Genomic DNA, 15,761 nt, shown 5'->3' with positions numbered 1-15,761 from the left:
ATTAGATTGTATTATTTAATGCTTTTAAACTAAAAAATCCCCGGGCTTTTCCTTTCCGGGGACTAAAATTATCTTATTAACATCGTGATGTTATTCACCGATGTAACGATTAACAATATCAATGATCACTTTGTTATTCTGAAGCTGCGGTAAGTACTCAAAAAGTAACTCATATTTTTCTGGATCAGCTATCAGTGCCTGCTCAAGGTAACTGATTGCTTCTTTATACTGCCCATTCGCAAACAAATAAGCAACCATACGGTAATAAAGCTCAGCTGCTCCCGTATTGTTTTTTATACCTTCTGAAATGATAGCAATTGCTTCCTCATTTTTACCCTCCTCAAACATTAGTGAAGAATAATCCAGCCATATTTCTATATCATCCGGCGCCAATTCCATTACCTTTTCATAAGCTTCTTCAGCCTCCTCCACATTCCCAAGTTTAGAATGTGAATCACCTAAAGCAAACCAGTATTCCGGGTTAGAAGCATCTAGCTCCAATGCTTTTTTATAAAAATGCAGCGATTCAAACCAGCGCTCTTCGAAATCAAGTGTAACGCCGATACCAAACCAGCCTTCAGACAAGCGGGCATCTAGTTTTACTGCTTTTTTATAGAAAGAACGGGCTTCATCCATCATTTCCAGTTTTTCGTAACACTCACCCATGCAGCAATAAGTTTCTGCATCCGGTTGCTCATACTCAAAAGTCTGGCGATAAACATTGATAGCTTCCATGTAACGCTCCAAACCCACCAGTGCATTTCCTTTGTTGAAATAAGCAGCAGCAAAGTTTTCCTTTATCAGGATAGCGTAATCATAAGCATCAATAGCCTTTTCATACATTTCGAGTTTTATATAGGCGTTACCTAAATTATACCAGGCAGCGTAAGAATAAGGCTCTTCATCTATATACTGTTCATAAAAATGAATGCTTTCTTCCTGCTTATCTAAAACGTCGTAACAAAAAGCCAATTCATATAAAGCATCCTGATGTTCCATATTGGCCTCAAGACATCTCTTTAAATACACAATAGCATCTTCATAAGCACCCAGGTTCTGATAAACGTAAGCAATCTGCAAACATATCTCATCAGAATCTTCGGCAAACAATAATGCTTTCTGGTAATTCTCGAGCGCTTCCTGATGGCGTTCCTGGTTTTCAAGCAGGTTACCCCTTAAAATATAAATATCTCCATTCGAAGGCTCCAGGCTTTCTGCTTTTTCCAAAAGCTTATAAGCTTTAGCTGTTTGGCTCGTCATCATATATAACTGAGCCTGTTTTATAAAAAAGTTAGAAGCATAAGGATGCTGGCTTAATGCATACTCCACCACCTGCATTGCCTTGATTGGGTCATTTTTCTCGATATAATAATCGATAATTTTCTCAAACGCATCAGCATCAAAAAAGTACTGATCCTTGTTTCGAATCATCTCCTCGTATCGCTCAACCGAAGAACGTGCCTCTTCTGGGTTGTCGAATTCAAAATCGTCGTCAAACATGATTATTCCTCAAAGGTTAAAAAGAACGAAACGTGTAAAATCAGCGCACTGAACAGACAGATACCTCCAATTATCGTGCTGGTTTTTTAAATTATTGAAAAGATAGAATTTATCTTCCAACCACAGCGGTCCTTTTTTTCCACATATCCACTATTAATGCTAAAACTCCTGTGTTTAAGCACTAATTATAACAAAGATATACTTTTTTAGTTTGATGTTGTTAATTAACACTCAGGCCAGTCTAATAGAGACATAATCAACAAAGCCGTTCGATTTGGAACGGCTTTGCTATTACTGCACATATTCAAAGAAGTGTTTATATGAAACTGTGGAGGAATTAATATTGCCATAGATGTTAGCAGTATTAGTAATTACCACTTCCTGTGAAGTTGGTTTACCATTAGCGCCATAAACAAAAACAGATTTTGCCTTAGCGGTCAATGAACGAGATGAACCGTTAGTTGCTATAAATTTCTCTTCATCGATATTTTCGAGCACATTGTTTTTTGACAGGTACAAAACTCCATTATCAGATTGCGAGCCAAGTAATAACAGGATACCATTCGATCCGACAACATTTGGACTGTTATCATACTTTACAACCCGCGTTATTTCGTGCCTTTCATCACCCACCTTATCTGCCACTAAAGCCTTCGGCACAACATTTCCCCTTGCATCGTATGTAAATACATCTTCATAGTTTTCTTCAGGGTAATCAATGAAATCGTATTTAATTTTTATTAATTGACCGATGGCATCATAATAATAAGTTTCATTATTAACAAACTCAGGCTCATCAGGTGCATAATCATAAAAATTCCATAGCTTTCCTGAAACAAGCTTTCCATCTTTGTTTGCCACATAAACTGTTGAGTCACCAATCATTAACTTATTAGTTGAGTTGTCATAATAATAAGAGACAATTGAAGCTAATGTTCCGGATGATGAGTAACGGAATCTGCGATAGTACGATATGCTTCCTGTAGCAAGTGCATCCGTTATTTTGGTAGAACTTTCGATTCCTTTTACTGCATTTTTCTTTGCTTCAATAGCTTGCAATACTTTTCTCTTACTATTAAATTGTGAATTACCATTTGCCATCTGATAGCTTTCAAATTTTTCTAAACGTCCATATTCATCGTAGAAAAACTCACTCGACAAGGTTCCGTTCTTATCCTTAATCTTTTTCACTTCCCCTTTATTATCAACTTTAGTAATAATGTCTGCATATTCAAACTTAGAACAAGAAAACAGGCAGATAGAGAGGGTAGAAAGAATTAAAAATCCTTTAAATTTCATTAAAAATAGTTTAAAAAGTTTTTAGCAAAAATATTTTTATAATTCAGAAGTAGATATAGAATTAACAAAAATGCGAAACTTGTCGGTTTCGCATTTTTCTCACTTATTTTCTTTGGTTACTTGTAGATCTCATTCAGCACATTAGCTAAGCGTAAACCGCCCTTCAGCAACTGCTCATTCATAGCCGACAAGAAGACATAATTATATTTGTATCCAACATCGGTTTCCTTTTCAGCGTCTGCATATAGTTTACGGCTTAAACCATAAGTTTCACAGAACCACGCTGCAGGATCCGTTGATTTACAAGCTTCAATCTGCTCCGCAGTCGGATGATTCAAAGCTATTGCATATTCAGTATAACTTAAATCCTGAAACTCGATAAAATCATCATCCCAGATCCTATGAAGATTGGTAGTACGTTTAAACCAAGTCATCTTTACATCATTCCCTCCTTTATCAGTAGGACGACCAATATGCATTGGTTGGTTTGCATCTCCTATTAAATGGATCAAAAACTTCATTGCATCTTTTTTAAGAGAAGCTGAACTGTTTTTATCTTTAAGAATACTGATCATTTTACGAATTCCATAAGCAAGGTTTGTAGAATCATTTTCACACTTATGTTTGATCTGCTCACAATTTAAGCCATCCTCAAAATTAATATAATGCCAAACCTGTGTGCTATCGTACTTACGATCAGACTTAATAAAGTCGGGCCAGTCACTTACCATCGCTACTGACTCAGCACCCAATAGTTGTTTAATGGCTTTTTTTGCTTTTTTGGATAAATGGCGATCTGCAATTTCACCCACAATCCGGTGTCCGGTTTTACCCCATGCACTACTGATTAATGGATTACCTGTAAGAAAGAGAAAAAGAGCGGAAATAATTAGCAGAGATACTTTAGAAAACTTCATGAATTATATTTTTCAGTTGGCGACAAAAGTAAATGAAAAAATGCCTTCACCAAACTGATGAAGGCATTAATAAATTGTTAAGTTCTTTTTAGTTAACGAACTTTATTTGATCTCACCAACCATATCAAGTGGATTTACCCACTCGTCAAACTGCTCAGCGGTTACATAACCTAATTCAACAGCTGTTTCTTTCAAGGTTTTACCTTGTTTGTGTGCTGTTTGAGCAATTTCAGCCGCTTTGTAATAACCAATCTTTGTGTTCAAAGAGGTTACTAACATTAGCGAATTATTAAGGTGATTAGAGATATTCTTCTCAATTGGTTCAATTCCGGTAGCACATTTATCATTGAATGATACACATACATCGCCAATTAAACGTGCAGAATGCAGGAAGTTATAGATCATCATTGGTTTAAACACGTTTAACTCAAAATGACCGTTTGAACCACCGATATTGATCGCTACATCATTACCTAATACCTGAGCGGCGACCATGGTCATCGCCTCACATTGAGTAGGATTTACTTTACCTGGCATAATTGATGAACCTGGTTCATTATCTGGAATATGAATTTCACCGATACCAGAACGAGGACCAGACGAAAGCATACGGATATCATTACCGATTTTCATCAAGCTAACTGCTACAGTTTTTAAAGCACCGTGAGCTTCCACAATTGCATCATGAGCAGCTAATGCTTCAAATTTATTCTCTGCAGTAACGAATGGTAGTCCTGTTAAATTAGCTATATGCTTAGCTACATTTTCAGAATAACCTTTAGGAGTGTTGATACCGGTACCAACAGCCGTACCCCCTAATGCTAATTCAGATAAATGAGCTAATGTATTGTTGATTGCCTTTAAACCATGATTTAATTGCGACACATATCCTGAAAACTCCTGACCTAAGGTTAATGGCGTAGCGTCCATAAAGTGCGTACGGCCAATTTTAACCACATGCTTAAATGCTTCCGCTTTTGTGGCCAAAGTATCTCTCAACTTTGTAATACCCGGAATAGTGGTTTCAATCAGCATTTTATAAGCAGCAATATGCATTGCTGTTGGAAAAGTATCATTTGATGATTGTGATTTATTCACATCATCATTAGGATTTAATACTTTATCCTTATCAGTAAGTTTACCACCGTTTAATACATGAGCACGGTAAGCAACTACTTCATTTACGTTCATGTTTGATTGTGTTCCTGAGCCGGTTTGCCAAACAACCAATGGAAACTGGTCATCCAACTTGCCTTCCAAAATTTCATCGCAAACTTTACCGATCAAGTCTGACTTTTCTTTAGGCAAAACACCTGCATCTAAATTGGTTAATGCAGCAGCTTTTTTCAGGTATGCAAATGCCTTTACAATTTCTTTAGGCATTTTATTAATGTCTTGTGCAATTTGAAAGTTTTCAATTGAGCGTTGGGTTTGAGCCCCCCAAAATTTATCTGCAGGTACCTGCACTTCGCCCATAGTGTCTTTTTCTATGCGATATTCCATGTGAAGTATATTGAATAAAAAGATCGTTTTTCTTAGCGGGCAAATTTAGTTTTTTTATCAGCCAATGGCATGTATTTTATCATTTTATATTAAAAGTATTTGCCAGAAAATAAATCAGGCGCCTTATTCTGGCGCCCGGGTATATTGATCAAACTAAACTACTTTTTCGTTTTCTCTTTAAAAATGGTTCCCTTAAATGAACGGTCAAACTTTATATTGGCAGCGTCAATCATCGGACTTTGACGTGTAACTGATTCAATAGCGCGGGTAGAGGCCGACAATGTTCCACTCTCAATCCATGCCAAAGCGCTTTTCAATGAAGCTTCTTCAGGATCACCAAAATCGTGAGTCAGATCATCAACTGCTGGCACATCTGGAGTGAACCCTTGGTAATAATCGCTATTACCCGCTGAATTAGTAGTTTTTACAGCAACAATCAAGGTATAATATTCATCTTGCTTATTTCTATTAACAGGAATTGGATAAAAGCCCACAGGTTTTCCATAGGTTGTACTTCCAAACAAAGCCTGATTGGTTCCCAGATAAGGTTTTAACACATTGATCAATAACTCGCTGGCAGAAGCCGTTCCTGCAGTGCCAATAAATGCTACCTTTTCTAACAATGGTAATCTACGGGCTTCATTGTCGTAGTTTTTGGTTTCATTCCACCCTAAGCTTGTTAAAAGTGCATTATGCTGATCAGTATACATTTGTTTACCCTTAGCAGAAGCAGGAGCTAACAAATTTGCAAAATGTTCAGCGATATTTACCTGGCCACCACCATTATACCTCAAATCCACCACTACATCTGTTACATTTTTGCTAGCAAAATCAGCAAAGGCAGTATTAATTTCAGGAATCGCAGTGCCGAAAAATGTATTGAACATAATATAGCCGACTTTTTTAGTGCCAACTGTTAAAGTAGTGCACTTAACAACTGTATTTGCAGTATATAGTCCTGCGGCTAATGTTAGCGTTTTTGTGTCGTTGGCCGGAGTTTTAAACTGCACTGAAACAGTTCCGGTATTTAAGGCGGTGTTTAAACTATTAACATTATTAGTATTGGCGGCAATTCCATTAATTGACATTACTCTCCAACCTCTCGCTACTCCTTGTGTACCAGCAGAAGAATTGCTATACACATAAGAAATCCTAAGGTCATCAGAGTAATCGCTACCAGCACTTCTTACGAATTTAAATCCACAACCATAATCTGTTTCATTTCCACTTGCTAGATTTTCGTACTCTTCCTTTGGAAGTCCGAAGCTATAATGATCAATATTTTTACCGTTTAAAAGTGGACTGTAAGTTTTAATCTTCTCAATAACTTCATCCGGTCCCGGATACGAGGTAGGCTTAAATGCTGCTAAAGTTGGAAGCTGATCGGTCCACAGGTATACATCTTCTGCGACCATGTAAACACTATCCCGAACGTCGCCCGACTGGGGGGTGACGTCATCATTATTGTTTGAGCTTTTTTTACAGGAGGTAGTTAAAACAGCTGGGAGTGTTAGTGATAACAACGCCAATAACAGCCATTTTGAGGCAGTAGATTTAATTTTCATGAACGCTTGGTTAAGAAGTATTAAGTTAAAAATATTATCACTAATGTGAAAAGAATTCTTATCTAAAGCACTCTGTTTCAATTAGTGATAATAGATTAACAAAAATCGCTCCTAAACTGCAAGAACATCTGACTGATGAAGAAGGATTTGTTTTAAATCATCGTAATCCTTATCAATAACAATGGAAACTTTTTTTCGCTCCATCAATGACTGAAGTTTTTCAGGAATAACCACTTTTTCATTTAACGTTTCTTCAACCACGTCAATGAACTTACATGGGTGGGCAGTTTCAAGGAAAATTCCCTGAGCATATGGCCTATTTCTTAAGGACTCTTTTAAACCTAAGTAACCGACAGCCCCATGCGGATCCAAAATATAGCCTGTGCGCTCTCTAACTTCCGCCATTACTTCACGGGTGGTAAAATCAGAATAACTATAACTTAACAAGTTAGACTTCAACAAATTGAAATCAGCATTATGTAGTTGTTTTATACGCACAAAATTACTTGGATCACCAACATCCATTGCATTGGATATCGTTTGAACCGAAGGCTTAGGCTCATAAGCACCGGTTGATAAATATTCAGTTACCACTTTATTAGCATTAGTAGATGCCACAAATAAACTAACAGGTAATCCTAGTTTTGCAGCAACCATTCCGGCGCAGATATTTCCGAAATTACCACTTGGCACTGAAACAACCAGCTTTTTGCTCTTGTCTTTAAGCTGCTGGTAGGCAAAAAAGTAATAAAACATTTGAGGCAACCATCTGGCAACGTTTATCGAGTTCGCCGAAGTAAGATTTAACACTTTGTTCAAATCCTCATCCAGAAACGCTGTTTTTACCATTCGCTGGCAATCATCAAAAGTTCCTTTCACTTCGAACGCTTTAATATTTTGCCCTAAAGTTGTTAACTGTCTTTCCTGAATATCACTAACCTTACCACTTGGATAAAGAATTACCACATCTACTCCTGCAACACCTAAAAATCCATCAGCAACAGCTCCTCCTGTATCGCCCGAAGTTGCTACCAAAACGGTTACTTTCTTTTCATCAAATTTCGAAAATGTACTCAAGCAACGAGCCATAAAGCGGGCTCCAACATCTTTAAACGCTAATGTTGGACCGTGAAATAACTCAAGCGAATAAATATCAGGCTCTACTTCTACTAATGGAAAGTCAAAATTGATAGTTTCAGCAACGATCCGACGCAACTCATTTTCGCTTATTTCATCCCCTACAAACTGACGAACCGCTTGAAATGCAATTTCTTCCTTACTATAGCTATCAATGTTATCGATCAACTCTTTAGGCAAAGGTGTTATTGACTCCGGAAAATACAGCCCCTTATCGGGTGCTAATCCGCGAATCACCGCTTCGCTGAATTTCACATTTGGCGTGTTGTGGTTTAGACTGAAATAGTTCATAGTTTTTGGGTTTTCTAGACCATGGTGGATAGTCCATAGACCATGGTCTAAAATTTTATCGTTTAATTTTTACTATGGTCTATGGTCCATCGACTATCGACCTAATATTTTGACTCCTTGTTTATTTACTTTCGATAAATGAATATCATAATCGATTCCGACCTTATCATATGTTTCGGCCATAACAGCTTTCACCTTTTCGGCCGTTTCTTGTCCACGGCTGAGCATAAATATGGAAGGGCCTGATCCTGATATTCCACCACCTAAAGCACCAACTTCTTTTGACCGTAATTTCACCTCCTGAAATGCCGGAATCAATATAGAGCGTATTGGTTCAACAATAACATCTTCCAATGAACGACCTATTAGCTCATAATCCGAACGCATTAATCCCGCTACAAGTCCTCCTACATTGCCCCATTGACGAATTGCATCTTTCAGTAAGAGATTTCTTTTCAATATCTCACGAGCGTCCGAAGTCTTTACTTCAATCTGCGGATGAATTACTGTTGCATAAAGCTCATCAGGAGTATCAATGCTAATGATATCAAGTGGGTGATAACTTCTAACCAAGGTAAAACCACCAAAAATTGCCGGAGCAACATTATCAGCATGAGCTGTACCAGAAGCCAAACGTTCACCCTCCATTGCAAAACGGGCAAGATCAGTGTTGGAGTATGGTTCACCTAAGAGTTTGTTGGCTGCAACCACTGCTCCTGCAGAACTGGCCGCACTTGAACCAATACCACTCCCTGGTTTTATCTTTTTATAGATCTCAACTTCAAAACCAACATTGTCATTTAACTCATTTAACATTGACAGCAGGGCAACACCGGCAACGTTTTTATGGGCTTCTAAGGGAAGATTGAAACCTTCCATTTTTAAGATACGAACTGTTTTCTCTGTTATTTTCCTTACGACCATTTCATCGCCCGGACTGTCTAATGCAAATCCCATAACATCAAAACCACATGCAACATTTGCAACAGTTCCGGGAGTAAATACTCTTATTTCGTTCATTCTGATTTGTTTTACCGCTAAGACGCAGAGACACTAAGTTTTCTTATAGTTTTTGCAATCAATCCTTAGCGCCTTTGTGCCTTTACGGTTATTTATAAAACAGTTTTAATTATATCTGCAAAAATTCCAGAAGCTGTTACTTCCGCCCCGGCACCGGCACCTTTTACAATTAACGGCTGATCAGGGTAGCGATCTGTTGTAAACAAAACAATATTGTCTTTTCCATCTAATTTATATAGTGGGTGATCGGGAGCTACTGATTTTAATCCGACAGAGGCTTTGCCATTATCATAGGTGGCTACAAACTTTAATTTCTCTCCCTTGGCTGCTGCCTCTTTATAAATGTCATCAAATACCAGCTTGTGCTCTTTCAGTTTCAAGAAGAAATTATCTACGGTTCCGTCCAAACAATCAGCAGGCATAAACGGCTCAGATGCTATATCATTCATCTCCATAGCCACTCCGCTTTCTCTGATCAGGATTAATATCTTACGCTTGACATCAGTGCCTGTAAGGTCGATACGTGGATCTGGTTCGGTATAGCCTTCGGTTTGCGCCTGACGAACAATTTCTTCAAACGAAACCCCGGTTTTAAAATTATTAAAGATAAAGTTCAAACTACCGGAAAGAACCGCTTCGATCTTACGAACACGATCTCCACTGCGAACCATATCGTTTAAAGTACCAATGATTGGTAATCCGGCTCCTACATTGGTTTCAAATAAGAAAGAAACATTGTGAGCACGAGCTTCGAGCTTAAGCTTGCGGTAATTCTCATATTCAGAAGCAGCCGCAATTTTATTACAGGTTACAACAGAAATATTTCCTCTTAAAAACTCACTGTAAATTTTAGCCACTTCTTCACTGGCAGAGTTATCCACAAACACACTGTTACGCATATTTTTTGCTTTCGCGTGTTTAGCAAAAGCCGCTAATTGCATTGCTTCTCCTTTATCTAATTCAGCTTTCCAATTGGAAAGATCAAAACCTTCCTCATTAAAAGCCATCTTCTTAGAATTAGCCAAACCCACCACGCGAACATTCAAGCCCAACTCCTCATTTAAGAATTGTTGTTGTTTTTGAAGCTGCTCTAATAATTTCCCGCCTACATTTCCAACTCCGGCAATAAACAAGTTCAACTGTTTGGTAGGTGTTTCAAAAAATTCTTCGTGCAGTACATTCAGTGCTTTTTTTACATCCTTTTCATTAATTACTGTGGAGATATTTTTCTCTGATGAACCCTGAGCAATTGCTCGGATATTTACCCCATTTCGTCCCAAAGCACTGAACATTTTACCGCTCACACCCGCGTGGTTTTTCATTTTATCGCCAATTAATGCAACAATTGAAAGTTCACGTTCTATCGACAATGGATCAACTTTTTTAACGCTGATCTCATAAGCAAACTCACTGTCGATAGCGGTTTTGGCTTTTATTACATCCGCTTCATTAATTGCCACGCAAATAGAATGTTCAGAAGAGCTTTGAGTTATAAGAATAACGTTTACCGACTCTTGTGCAAGTGCCTCAAATAAACGTTTTGAAAATCCGGGAACACCCACCATTCCACTTCCTTCCAAGCTAAGCAATGCGATCTTATTAATGCTTGAAATTCCTTTTACCATTACATCAGATCCATTTCCATTTTCCTGGATAAGGGTTCCTATGTCATTAGGGGCAAAAGTATTTTTTACCCATACTGGAATTTTCTTTTCTAAAACCGGTTGAATAGTTGGTGGATAGATCACTTTTGCGCCAAAGTGCGACAGTTCAAAAGCCTCTCCGTATGATATTTTTTGAATTGGATAGGCTTGGCTAACTACACGAGGATCTGCAGTCATCATTCCGCTTACATCAGTCCATATTTCCAATGTTTCAGCATTTAATGCTCCTGCTATTATTGCAGCAGTATAATCAGAACCACCTCTGCCAAGCGTAGTAGTTTCTCCTATATCATTTGACGCCACAAAACCTGGTAAAATAGTGACGTTAGTTGCCTGATTGAAATATTGCCATATCCGAAGATTAGAAGTTTCAAAATCAACAACTGCTTTGCCAAAGCTCGAATCTGATTTTATTAGTTCACGTGAATCCTTTAGCGACACATTTAACCCATCAACCTTCATTCGTTCACTGATAATGTAAGATGATAATAATTCACCATTTGACATTATACGATCCAGCGTCTTCTTAGATAATTCACCAATCAGGAAAACGCCTTCACAGGTGCTTTCTAAATTGTTTAACAACTTTTTCACCTGACTAAGAACCGCACTTTGATTGGCAATTGGTATTAATTTACGTACCTCTGCCAAATGACGCTCTTCGAGCTCAGCTAAAATATCTTTGTAAGATTCATTCCCTTCAGCAGCTGCTTTTCCGGCAGCAATTAATTTATCCGTTACCCCTCCCAATGCCGAAACAACCACGGCCAACTTTCCCTCTTCTGATTTGTCTTTTACAATAGCATACACTTTTTCTATATTCTCTGCTGATGCTACTGATGACCCTCCAAATTTTAAAACTCTCATAAATGTGTATAAACGGGTTATGCCTAAAACTTAAACGTTTGGCTTCTAAAGATTTAAAAAGATTGATTGATTTACAGAATGCCCGTAGGCGCGGAATTATATAGCTATACCCCCCAAGGGGTAATAATTGTGGTTGTAATAATTGTAGAAATAGCGCAGACAGCCACTGGGGTAGTGGTTGCTAAACTTTCAATATGTAATTGCGCTGGTTTCAATTTTTTCAATTATTAATTGCAAACTTATGACTTTTAACAAAATCTCAAAATTTTTTTGTTAAAAAGACCTTGTTAAAAAGTATTAAGTTCTCTTTTTTGTTCGGATCGAAGATATTCTAAGTGTAAAGTTTACACAAAACTACTATATGCACTTTTACGATGTCCAACACTAATTTCCTTTTAGTGATCCTCAAGTCCTTATGACCTTAGTACAGTTACCCAAAACGGCCTTTTTGTTAATGCAGGTAAATTTCTCCTTTAAGAAACAGTTTAGCAGCGCCACCTATTTCTACACGATCACCAATTAGTTTGCATTTCAACGTGCCTCCGCGTTCTGAGAGTTGTTTTGCATAAAAAACTTCTTTATTAAGTTTTTTAGCCCAATAAGGAATTAACATGGTGTGCACAGAACCTGTAACAGGATCTTCATCAACTCCAGAACCCGGAGCAAAAAACCGGGAAACAAAATCAACTTCATCTCCCACAGCAGTAACCCCCACGGCCCTAATGCCTGAGTTTTTTAATAAAGTATGATCAGGACTCAATTGCGCCACTTCCTGTTGCGTCCTTACCACAACAATAAAGTCGTTTGTATGTTTAAGTATCTCTACTGGATTGCACTTGAGTGCATCTAACATTTGTTGAGGGTATGCAGATGTGGGTTCAGCATGCTTTGCCGGAAAATTTAGCATATACATGTGGTTCCTCTTTTCAACTGTTAACTCTCCACTTTTAGTCTGAAACCTGATTACATCCTCCGGATAGCCCATTTCTTCAAAGAAAACATAGGCAGTAGCAAGAGTTGCATGCCCGCATAAATTAACCTCTATTTTTGGGGTAAACCAACGTAGTTCTACCTGTCCATTTTTTTGAACAAAGAAGGCCGTTTCCGACAAATTATTTTCAGCTGCAATTAACCTCATCTTCTCATCTGGTAACCACTCACTTAAAGGACACACCGCTGCTGGGTTACCTTTGAAAAGTTGCGATGCAAAAGCATCAATCTGGTATATTTTGATGTTCATATCAAAGATTTGGCTTTAAAAAGCTGCAATTTAATTATTGGTACAGTTTAAGCATGTAAATTTTTCGTATATTAAATAATCCCAAACAATTCGTCTCTACTTAGGTTAAAATCATTAAAAAAGGAGGATTATATGCCACTCTTTTCTACCTTACTACAGCTGCTGCCCGACGGTGGACCTGTTTACACTGAAACCAACCTTGATCACTTCATTGTTGAACCATTCAATGCACTTTCCTGCTTATTTTTTGTCGGAATGACGGTGTATTGGGTCCTAAAATTAAAAGGTCGATATAAGGAATTTTGGTTTCTGACTACCTGTATAATTTTTCTTGGTATCGGCTCCGTAGGCGGTACATTTTATCACGCCTTCAGAGAGTCTCATACATTCCTACTGATGGATTGGGTTCCGATTCTTATTCTATGTTTTATGGCAGGTGTTTATCTTTTGTATAAAGTTACCCGAAAAAGATATTATGCCGTATCAGTAATTATAGGAGCCTTAATCATTCAAAGTATTGTATGGAAGTTCAGCATTTCTGAGCATTCGCATTTCGCCATTAATATCAACTATGCATTTATGGCTGCAATTGTAGTAGGTCCTACATTTTCGCATTTACTGGTAAATAATTTCTATAAATGGAAATTGGTTGTCTTTGCCTTAGGGGCTTTTGGTTTAGCTTTATTCTTCAGAATAAGTGACAGTTGGGGTATTTTGCCGATGGGCACTCATTTTTTATGGCATACATTCGGGGCTCTCGCAGCCAACTTCATGTTCATGTATGTGTATAAAGTAGACCGCAATGAACATCGCTTAGATGAATGGGAAAACAGAATGATTGGAATATAAATAAATCAAGCAAAGCCGCTAAGACGCAAAGAGTTCATTATATAATTTGAAAAACTTTGTGACTTAGCGGTTTTGCGAGATTTTTATTTAGCAAAACAATCATTGGTATGATCGTTTACCATACCTGTAGCTTGCATATGTGCATAACAGATTGTGGTTCCAAAGAACTTAAATCCTCTTTTTTTCATGTCTTTACTTATGGCATCTGAAATTTCAGTACGGGCAGGCACCTCTTTAGTTGATGCTCTGTTATTTATGATAGGTTTTCCTTCCGGAACAAAACCCCAGATATAATCGCAAAAGCTGCCAAATTCTTTCTGAATATCAATAAAAAGCTTTGCATTGGTTACTGCTGCATTAATTTTGAGTCGGTTTCTTATAATTCCCTCATCCTGCATCAATCGCTCAACATCTTTCTCTGTAAAAGCGGCTACTTTTTTAACATCAAAATTGGCAAATGCTTTTCGATAGTTATCTCTTCTCCTCAAAATTGTTATCCAGCTTAAACCTGCCTGAGCTCCTTCAAGAATCAAGAATTCAAACATTGTTTTATCATCCCTTACTTCCTTACCCCATTCTTCATCATGGTATTTCTGATAAATAGGATCTGTACCGCACCAGGCACATCTTGTTAGTTCTGAGTCTTGAGCTTTGAGTCCGTTTTTTTTAGTCTCGAGTTCTGAGTCTTGAGTTTTGAGTCTTTTTTCCATTATTGAAACTTTTCGACATTATTCATCATATAATTTAGCAAACGAGCGATTTCGTCCGCTTTATTATCGAGTTCTAAATATATCTGTTGAGAAATGTAATGGTTTGCTAATGCGAAATCAAGCCAAACCTGGGTTTCTGAATTTTCCATATCAGAATCGGATAATTTAGAAATAAAATGTTTTGGATATTTTCTTTTCCTATAACCTTCCCCAATATTCGCACAAACAGATCGAGAACTTCTTCTGATCTGATCCGTTAGGCTGTATAACTCTTCTTTAGGAAAATTTTTAGTTATGCTATAAATTTCTTGTGCTAATTCAAAGCCTTTCTTATAAACAAGCAGTTGTCTGAACGTACCCATGGTAGATTTTGAGAGTATAAATATCCCAAACATACGAAAATTCAACACCGAGTGTAAAGTGAAGACTCAGCACTCTGGACTCTGTACTAAAAAACTATCCAACCGATTCTGTAATACCTGCCAAATGATTATAATCGCTAATCACGATTTGTAGGAAAACATAATCACTCAAAGGTGATTGAACCCCTGTAATCTCTTTCACTTTATTGGCAACAGGGCCAAGCATATCTTCTCTATTTGCTTTTAAACTTCGATTAATGATCTTCTTAATAAGGTTGATATCTGCATCATTTAACAAAGTAACCTCTGGGAAATTAACTTTATAACTTGGATCAATACGCGTAACCGGGATGTCGTGATAATCTTTATTACTATTTAACTTAACTACCGTGGTTCCGGCAGCAAGGTCACCAATTCGCTGACCTTTTCCATTTGCAACAATGGTAACCAAGCCTATTACACCATAAAAAGTACTGATATCGATAATTCTTAATAACCAACGCAGCAAATAATCTCCAATTGAAGGGGTGCTTCCATCTAGTTTAACCACTTGGATTTTCATTGCCCGCTTACCAATTGACTGTCCATTGAAGAAAATTTCCATCAATAAATGATAGAACAGAACCGGTAATGATAGCAGTGATAAAAATGCAAAACCAGGCTCCTGACTAATCGTTGAAAAAACAACAACCCAAAACAGAAAATAAACTACAATGATCAGCCAATCAATTAAGGTTGACAATATTCGGTCTCCAACACTCGCTAATTCATAGTCGAGGTAAACATTTTGTGCGGTTTGTACTGAGATGTTGGTACTCATAAAGATTTTGTTGCAAA

General features: G+C 37.5%; 13 protein-coding genes. 1 reads left to right on the top strand and 12 read right to left on the bottom strand.

Features of this window, described 5'->3' with window-relative positions; genetic code table 11:
• Nucleotides 1-90: 90 nt before the first annotated feature.
• The 9 genes from SOLCA_RS20810 to SOLCA_RS20770 all read right to left on the bottom strand — a co-directional run bounded on the left by SOLCA_RS20810 (nucleotide 91) and on the right by SOLCA_RS20770 (nucleotide 13,003).
• Complete coding sequence (locus SOLCA_RS20810) at nucleotides 91-1,500, bottom strand: tetratricopeptide repeat protein (protein ID WP_014682458.1); 1,410 nt, start codon at nucleotides 1,498-1,500, stop codon at nucleotides 91-93.
• Nucleotides 1,501-1,791: 291 nt separating this feature from the next.
• The gene (locus tag SOLCA_RS20805) at nucleotides 1,792-2,799 is read right to left on the bottom strand and encodes a hypothetical protein (RefSeq protein ID WP_014682457.1); all 1,008 of its coding nucleotides are present in this window, start codon (nucleotides 2,797-2,799) and stop codon (nucleotides 1,792-1,794) included.
• 116 nt (nucleotides 2,800-2,915) lie between these two features.
• The gene (locus SOLCA_RS20800) at nucleotides 2,916-3,716 is read right to left on the bottom strand and encodes a S1/P1 nuclease (protein ID WP_014682456.1); all 801 of its coding nucleotides are present in this window, start codon (nucleotides 3,714-3,716) and stop codon (nucleotides 2,916-2,918) included.
• A 102-nt stretch (nucleotides 3,717-3,818) separates the two neighbouring features.
• On the bottom strand, nucleotides 3,819-5,219 hold the full coding sequence (gene fumC / locus SOLCA_RS20795; RefSeq protein WP_014682455.1) for a class II fumarate hydratase: 1,401 nt from the start codon (nucleotides 5,217-5,219) through the stop codon (nucleotides 3,819-3,821).
• Between the two features lie 158 nt (nucleotides 5,220-5,377).
• Nucleotides 5,378-6,784, bottom strand: a complete 1,407-nt coding sequence (locus SOLCA_RS20790) for a S41 family peptidase (RefSeq protein ID WP_014682454.1) — start codon at nucleotides 6,782-6,784, stop codon at nucleotides 5,378-5,380.
• A 111-nt stretch (nucleotides 6,785-6,895) separates the two neighbouring features.
• Complete coding sequence (thrC, locus tag SOLCA_RS20785) at nucleotides 6,896-8,212, bottom strand: threonine synthase (protein ID WP_014682453.1); 1,317 nt, start codon at nucleotides 8,210-8,212, stop codon at nucleotides 6,896-6,898.
• Nucleotides 8,213-8,305: 93 nt separating this feature from the next.
• Nucleotides 8,306-9,232: a homoserine kinase gene (locus tag SOLCA_RS20780; RefSeq protein WP_014682452.1), complete on the bottom strand. Its 927-nt coding sequence runs from the start codon at nucleotides 9,230-9,232 to the stop codon at nucleotides 8,306-8,308.
• Nucleotides 9,233-9,324: 92 nt separating this feature from the next.
• Nucleotides 9,325-11,763 (bottom strand): bifunctional aspartate kinase/homoserine dehydrogenase I, encoded by a 2,439-nt coding sequence (thrA, locus tag SOLCA_RS20775; RefSeq protein WP_014682451.1) that lies wholly within the window; start codon nucleotides 11,761-11,763, stop codon nucleotides 9,325-9,327.
• Between the two features lie 451 nt (nucleotides 11,764-12,214).
• Nucleotides 12,215-13,003, bottom strand: coding sequence for a PhzF family phenazine biosynthesis protein (locus tag SOLCA_RS20770; RefSeq protein WP_014682450.1), 789 nt, complete (start codon nucleotides 13,001-13,003; stop codon nucleotides 12,215-12,217).
• A 132-nt stretch (nucleotides 13,004-13,135) separates the two neighbouring features.
• Here SOLCA_RS20770 and SOLCA_RS20765 point away from each other — a divergent pair, with 132 nt between their 5' ends.
• Nucleotides 13,136-13,852: a hypothetical protein gene (locus SOLCA_RS20765; RefSeq protein WP_014682449.1), complete on the top strand. Its 717-nt coding sequence runs from the start codon at nucleotides 13,136-13,138 to the stop codon at nucleotides 13,850-13,852.
• 83 nt (nucleotides 13,853-13,935) lie between these two features.
• Here SOLCA_RS20765 and SOLCA_RS20760 read toward each other — a convergent pair whose 3' ends face one another.
• The 3 genes from SOLCA_RS20760 to SOLCA_RS20750 all read right to left on the bottom strand — a co-directional run bounded on the left by SOLCA_RS20760 (nucleotide 13,936) and on the right by SOLCA_RS20750 (nucleotide 15,744).
• A complete protein-coding gene (locus tag SOLCA_RS20760; protein ID WP_014682448.1) occupies nucleotides 13,936-14,562 on the bottom strand; it encodes a DNA-3-methyladenine glycosylase I in 627 nt (208 codons plus the stop codon).
• The gene (locus tag SOLCA_RS20755; RefSeq protein WP_014682447.1) at nucleotides 14,562-14,924 is read right to left on the bottom strand and encodes a four helix bundle protein; all 363 of its coding nucleotides are present in this window, start codon (nucleotides 14,922-14,924) and stop codon (nucleotides 14,562-14,564) included. Before SOLCA_RS20755 ends, SOLCA_RS20760 begins: the two co-directional genes overlap by 1 nt.
• Nucleotides 14,925-15,018: 94 nt before the next feature.
• Complete coding sequence (locus tag SOLCA_RS20750; protein ID WP_014682446.1) at nucleotides 15,019-15,744, bottom strand: RDD family protein; 726 nt, start codon at nucleotides 15,742-15,744, stop codon at nucleotides 15,019-15,021.
• Nucleotides 15,745-15,761 lie beyond the last annotated feature (17 nt).

Origin of the sequence: Solitalea canadensis DSM 3403 (assembly GCF_000242635.2) — a bacterium.
Classification (GTDB): domain Bacteria; phylum Bacteroidota; class Bacteroidia; order Sphingobacteriales; family Sphingobacteriaceae; genus Solitalea; species Solitalea canadensis.
This window is presented reverse-complemented; position numbering and strand designations above follow the sequence as displayed.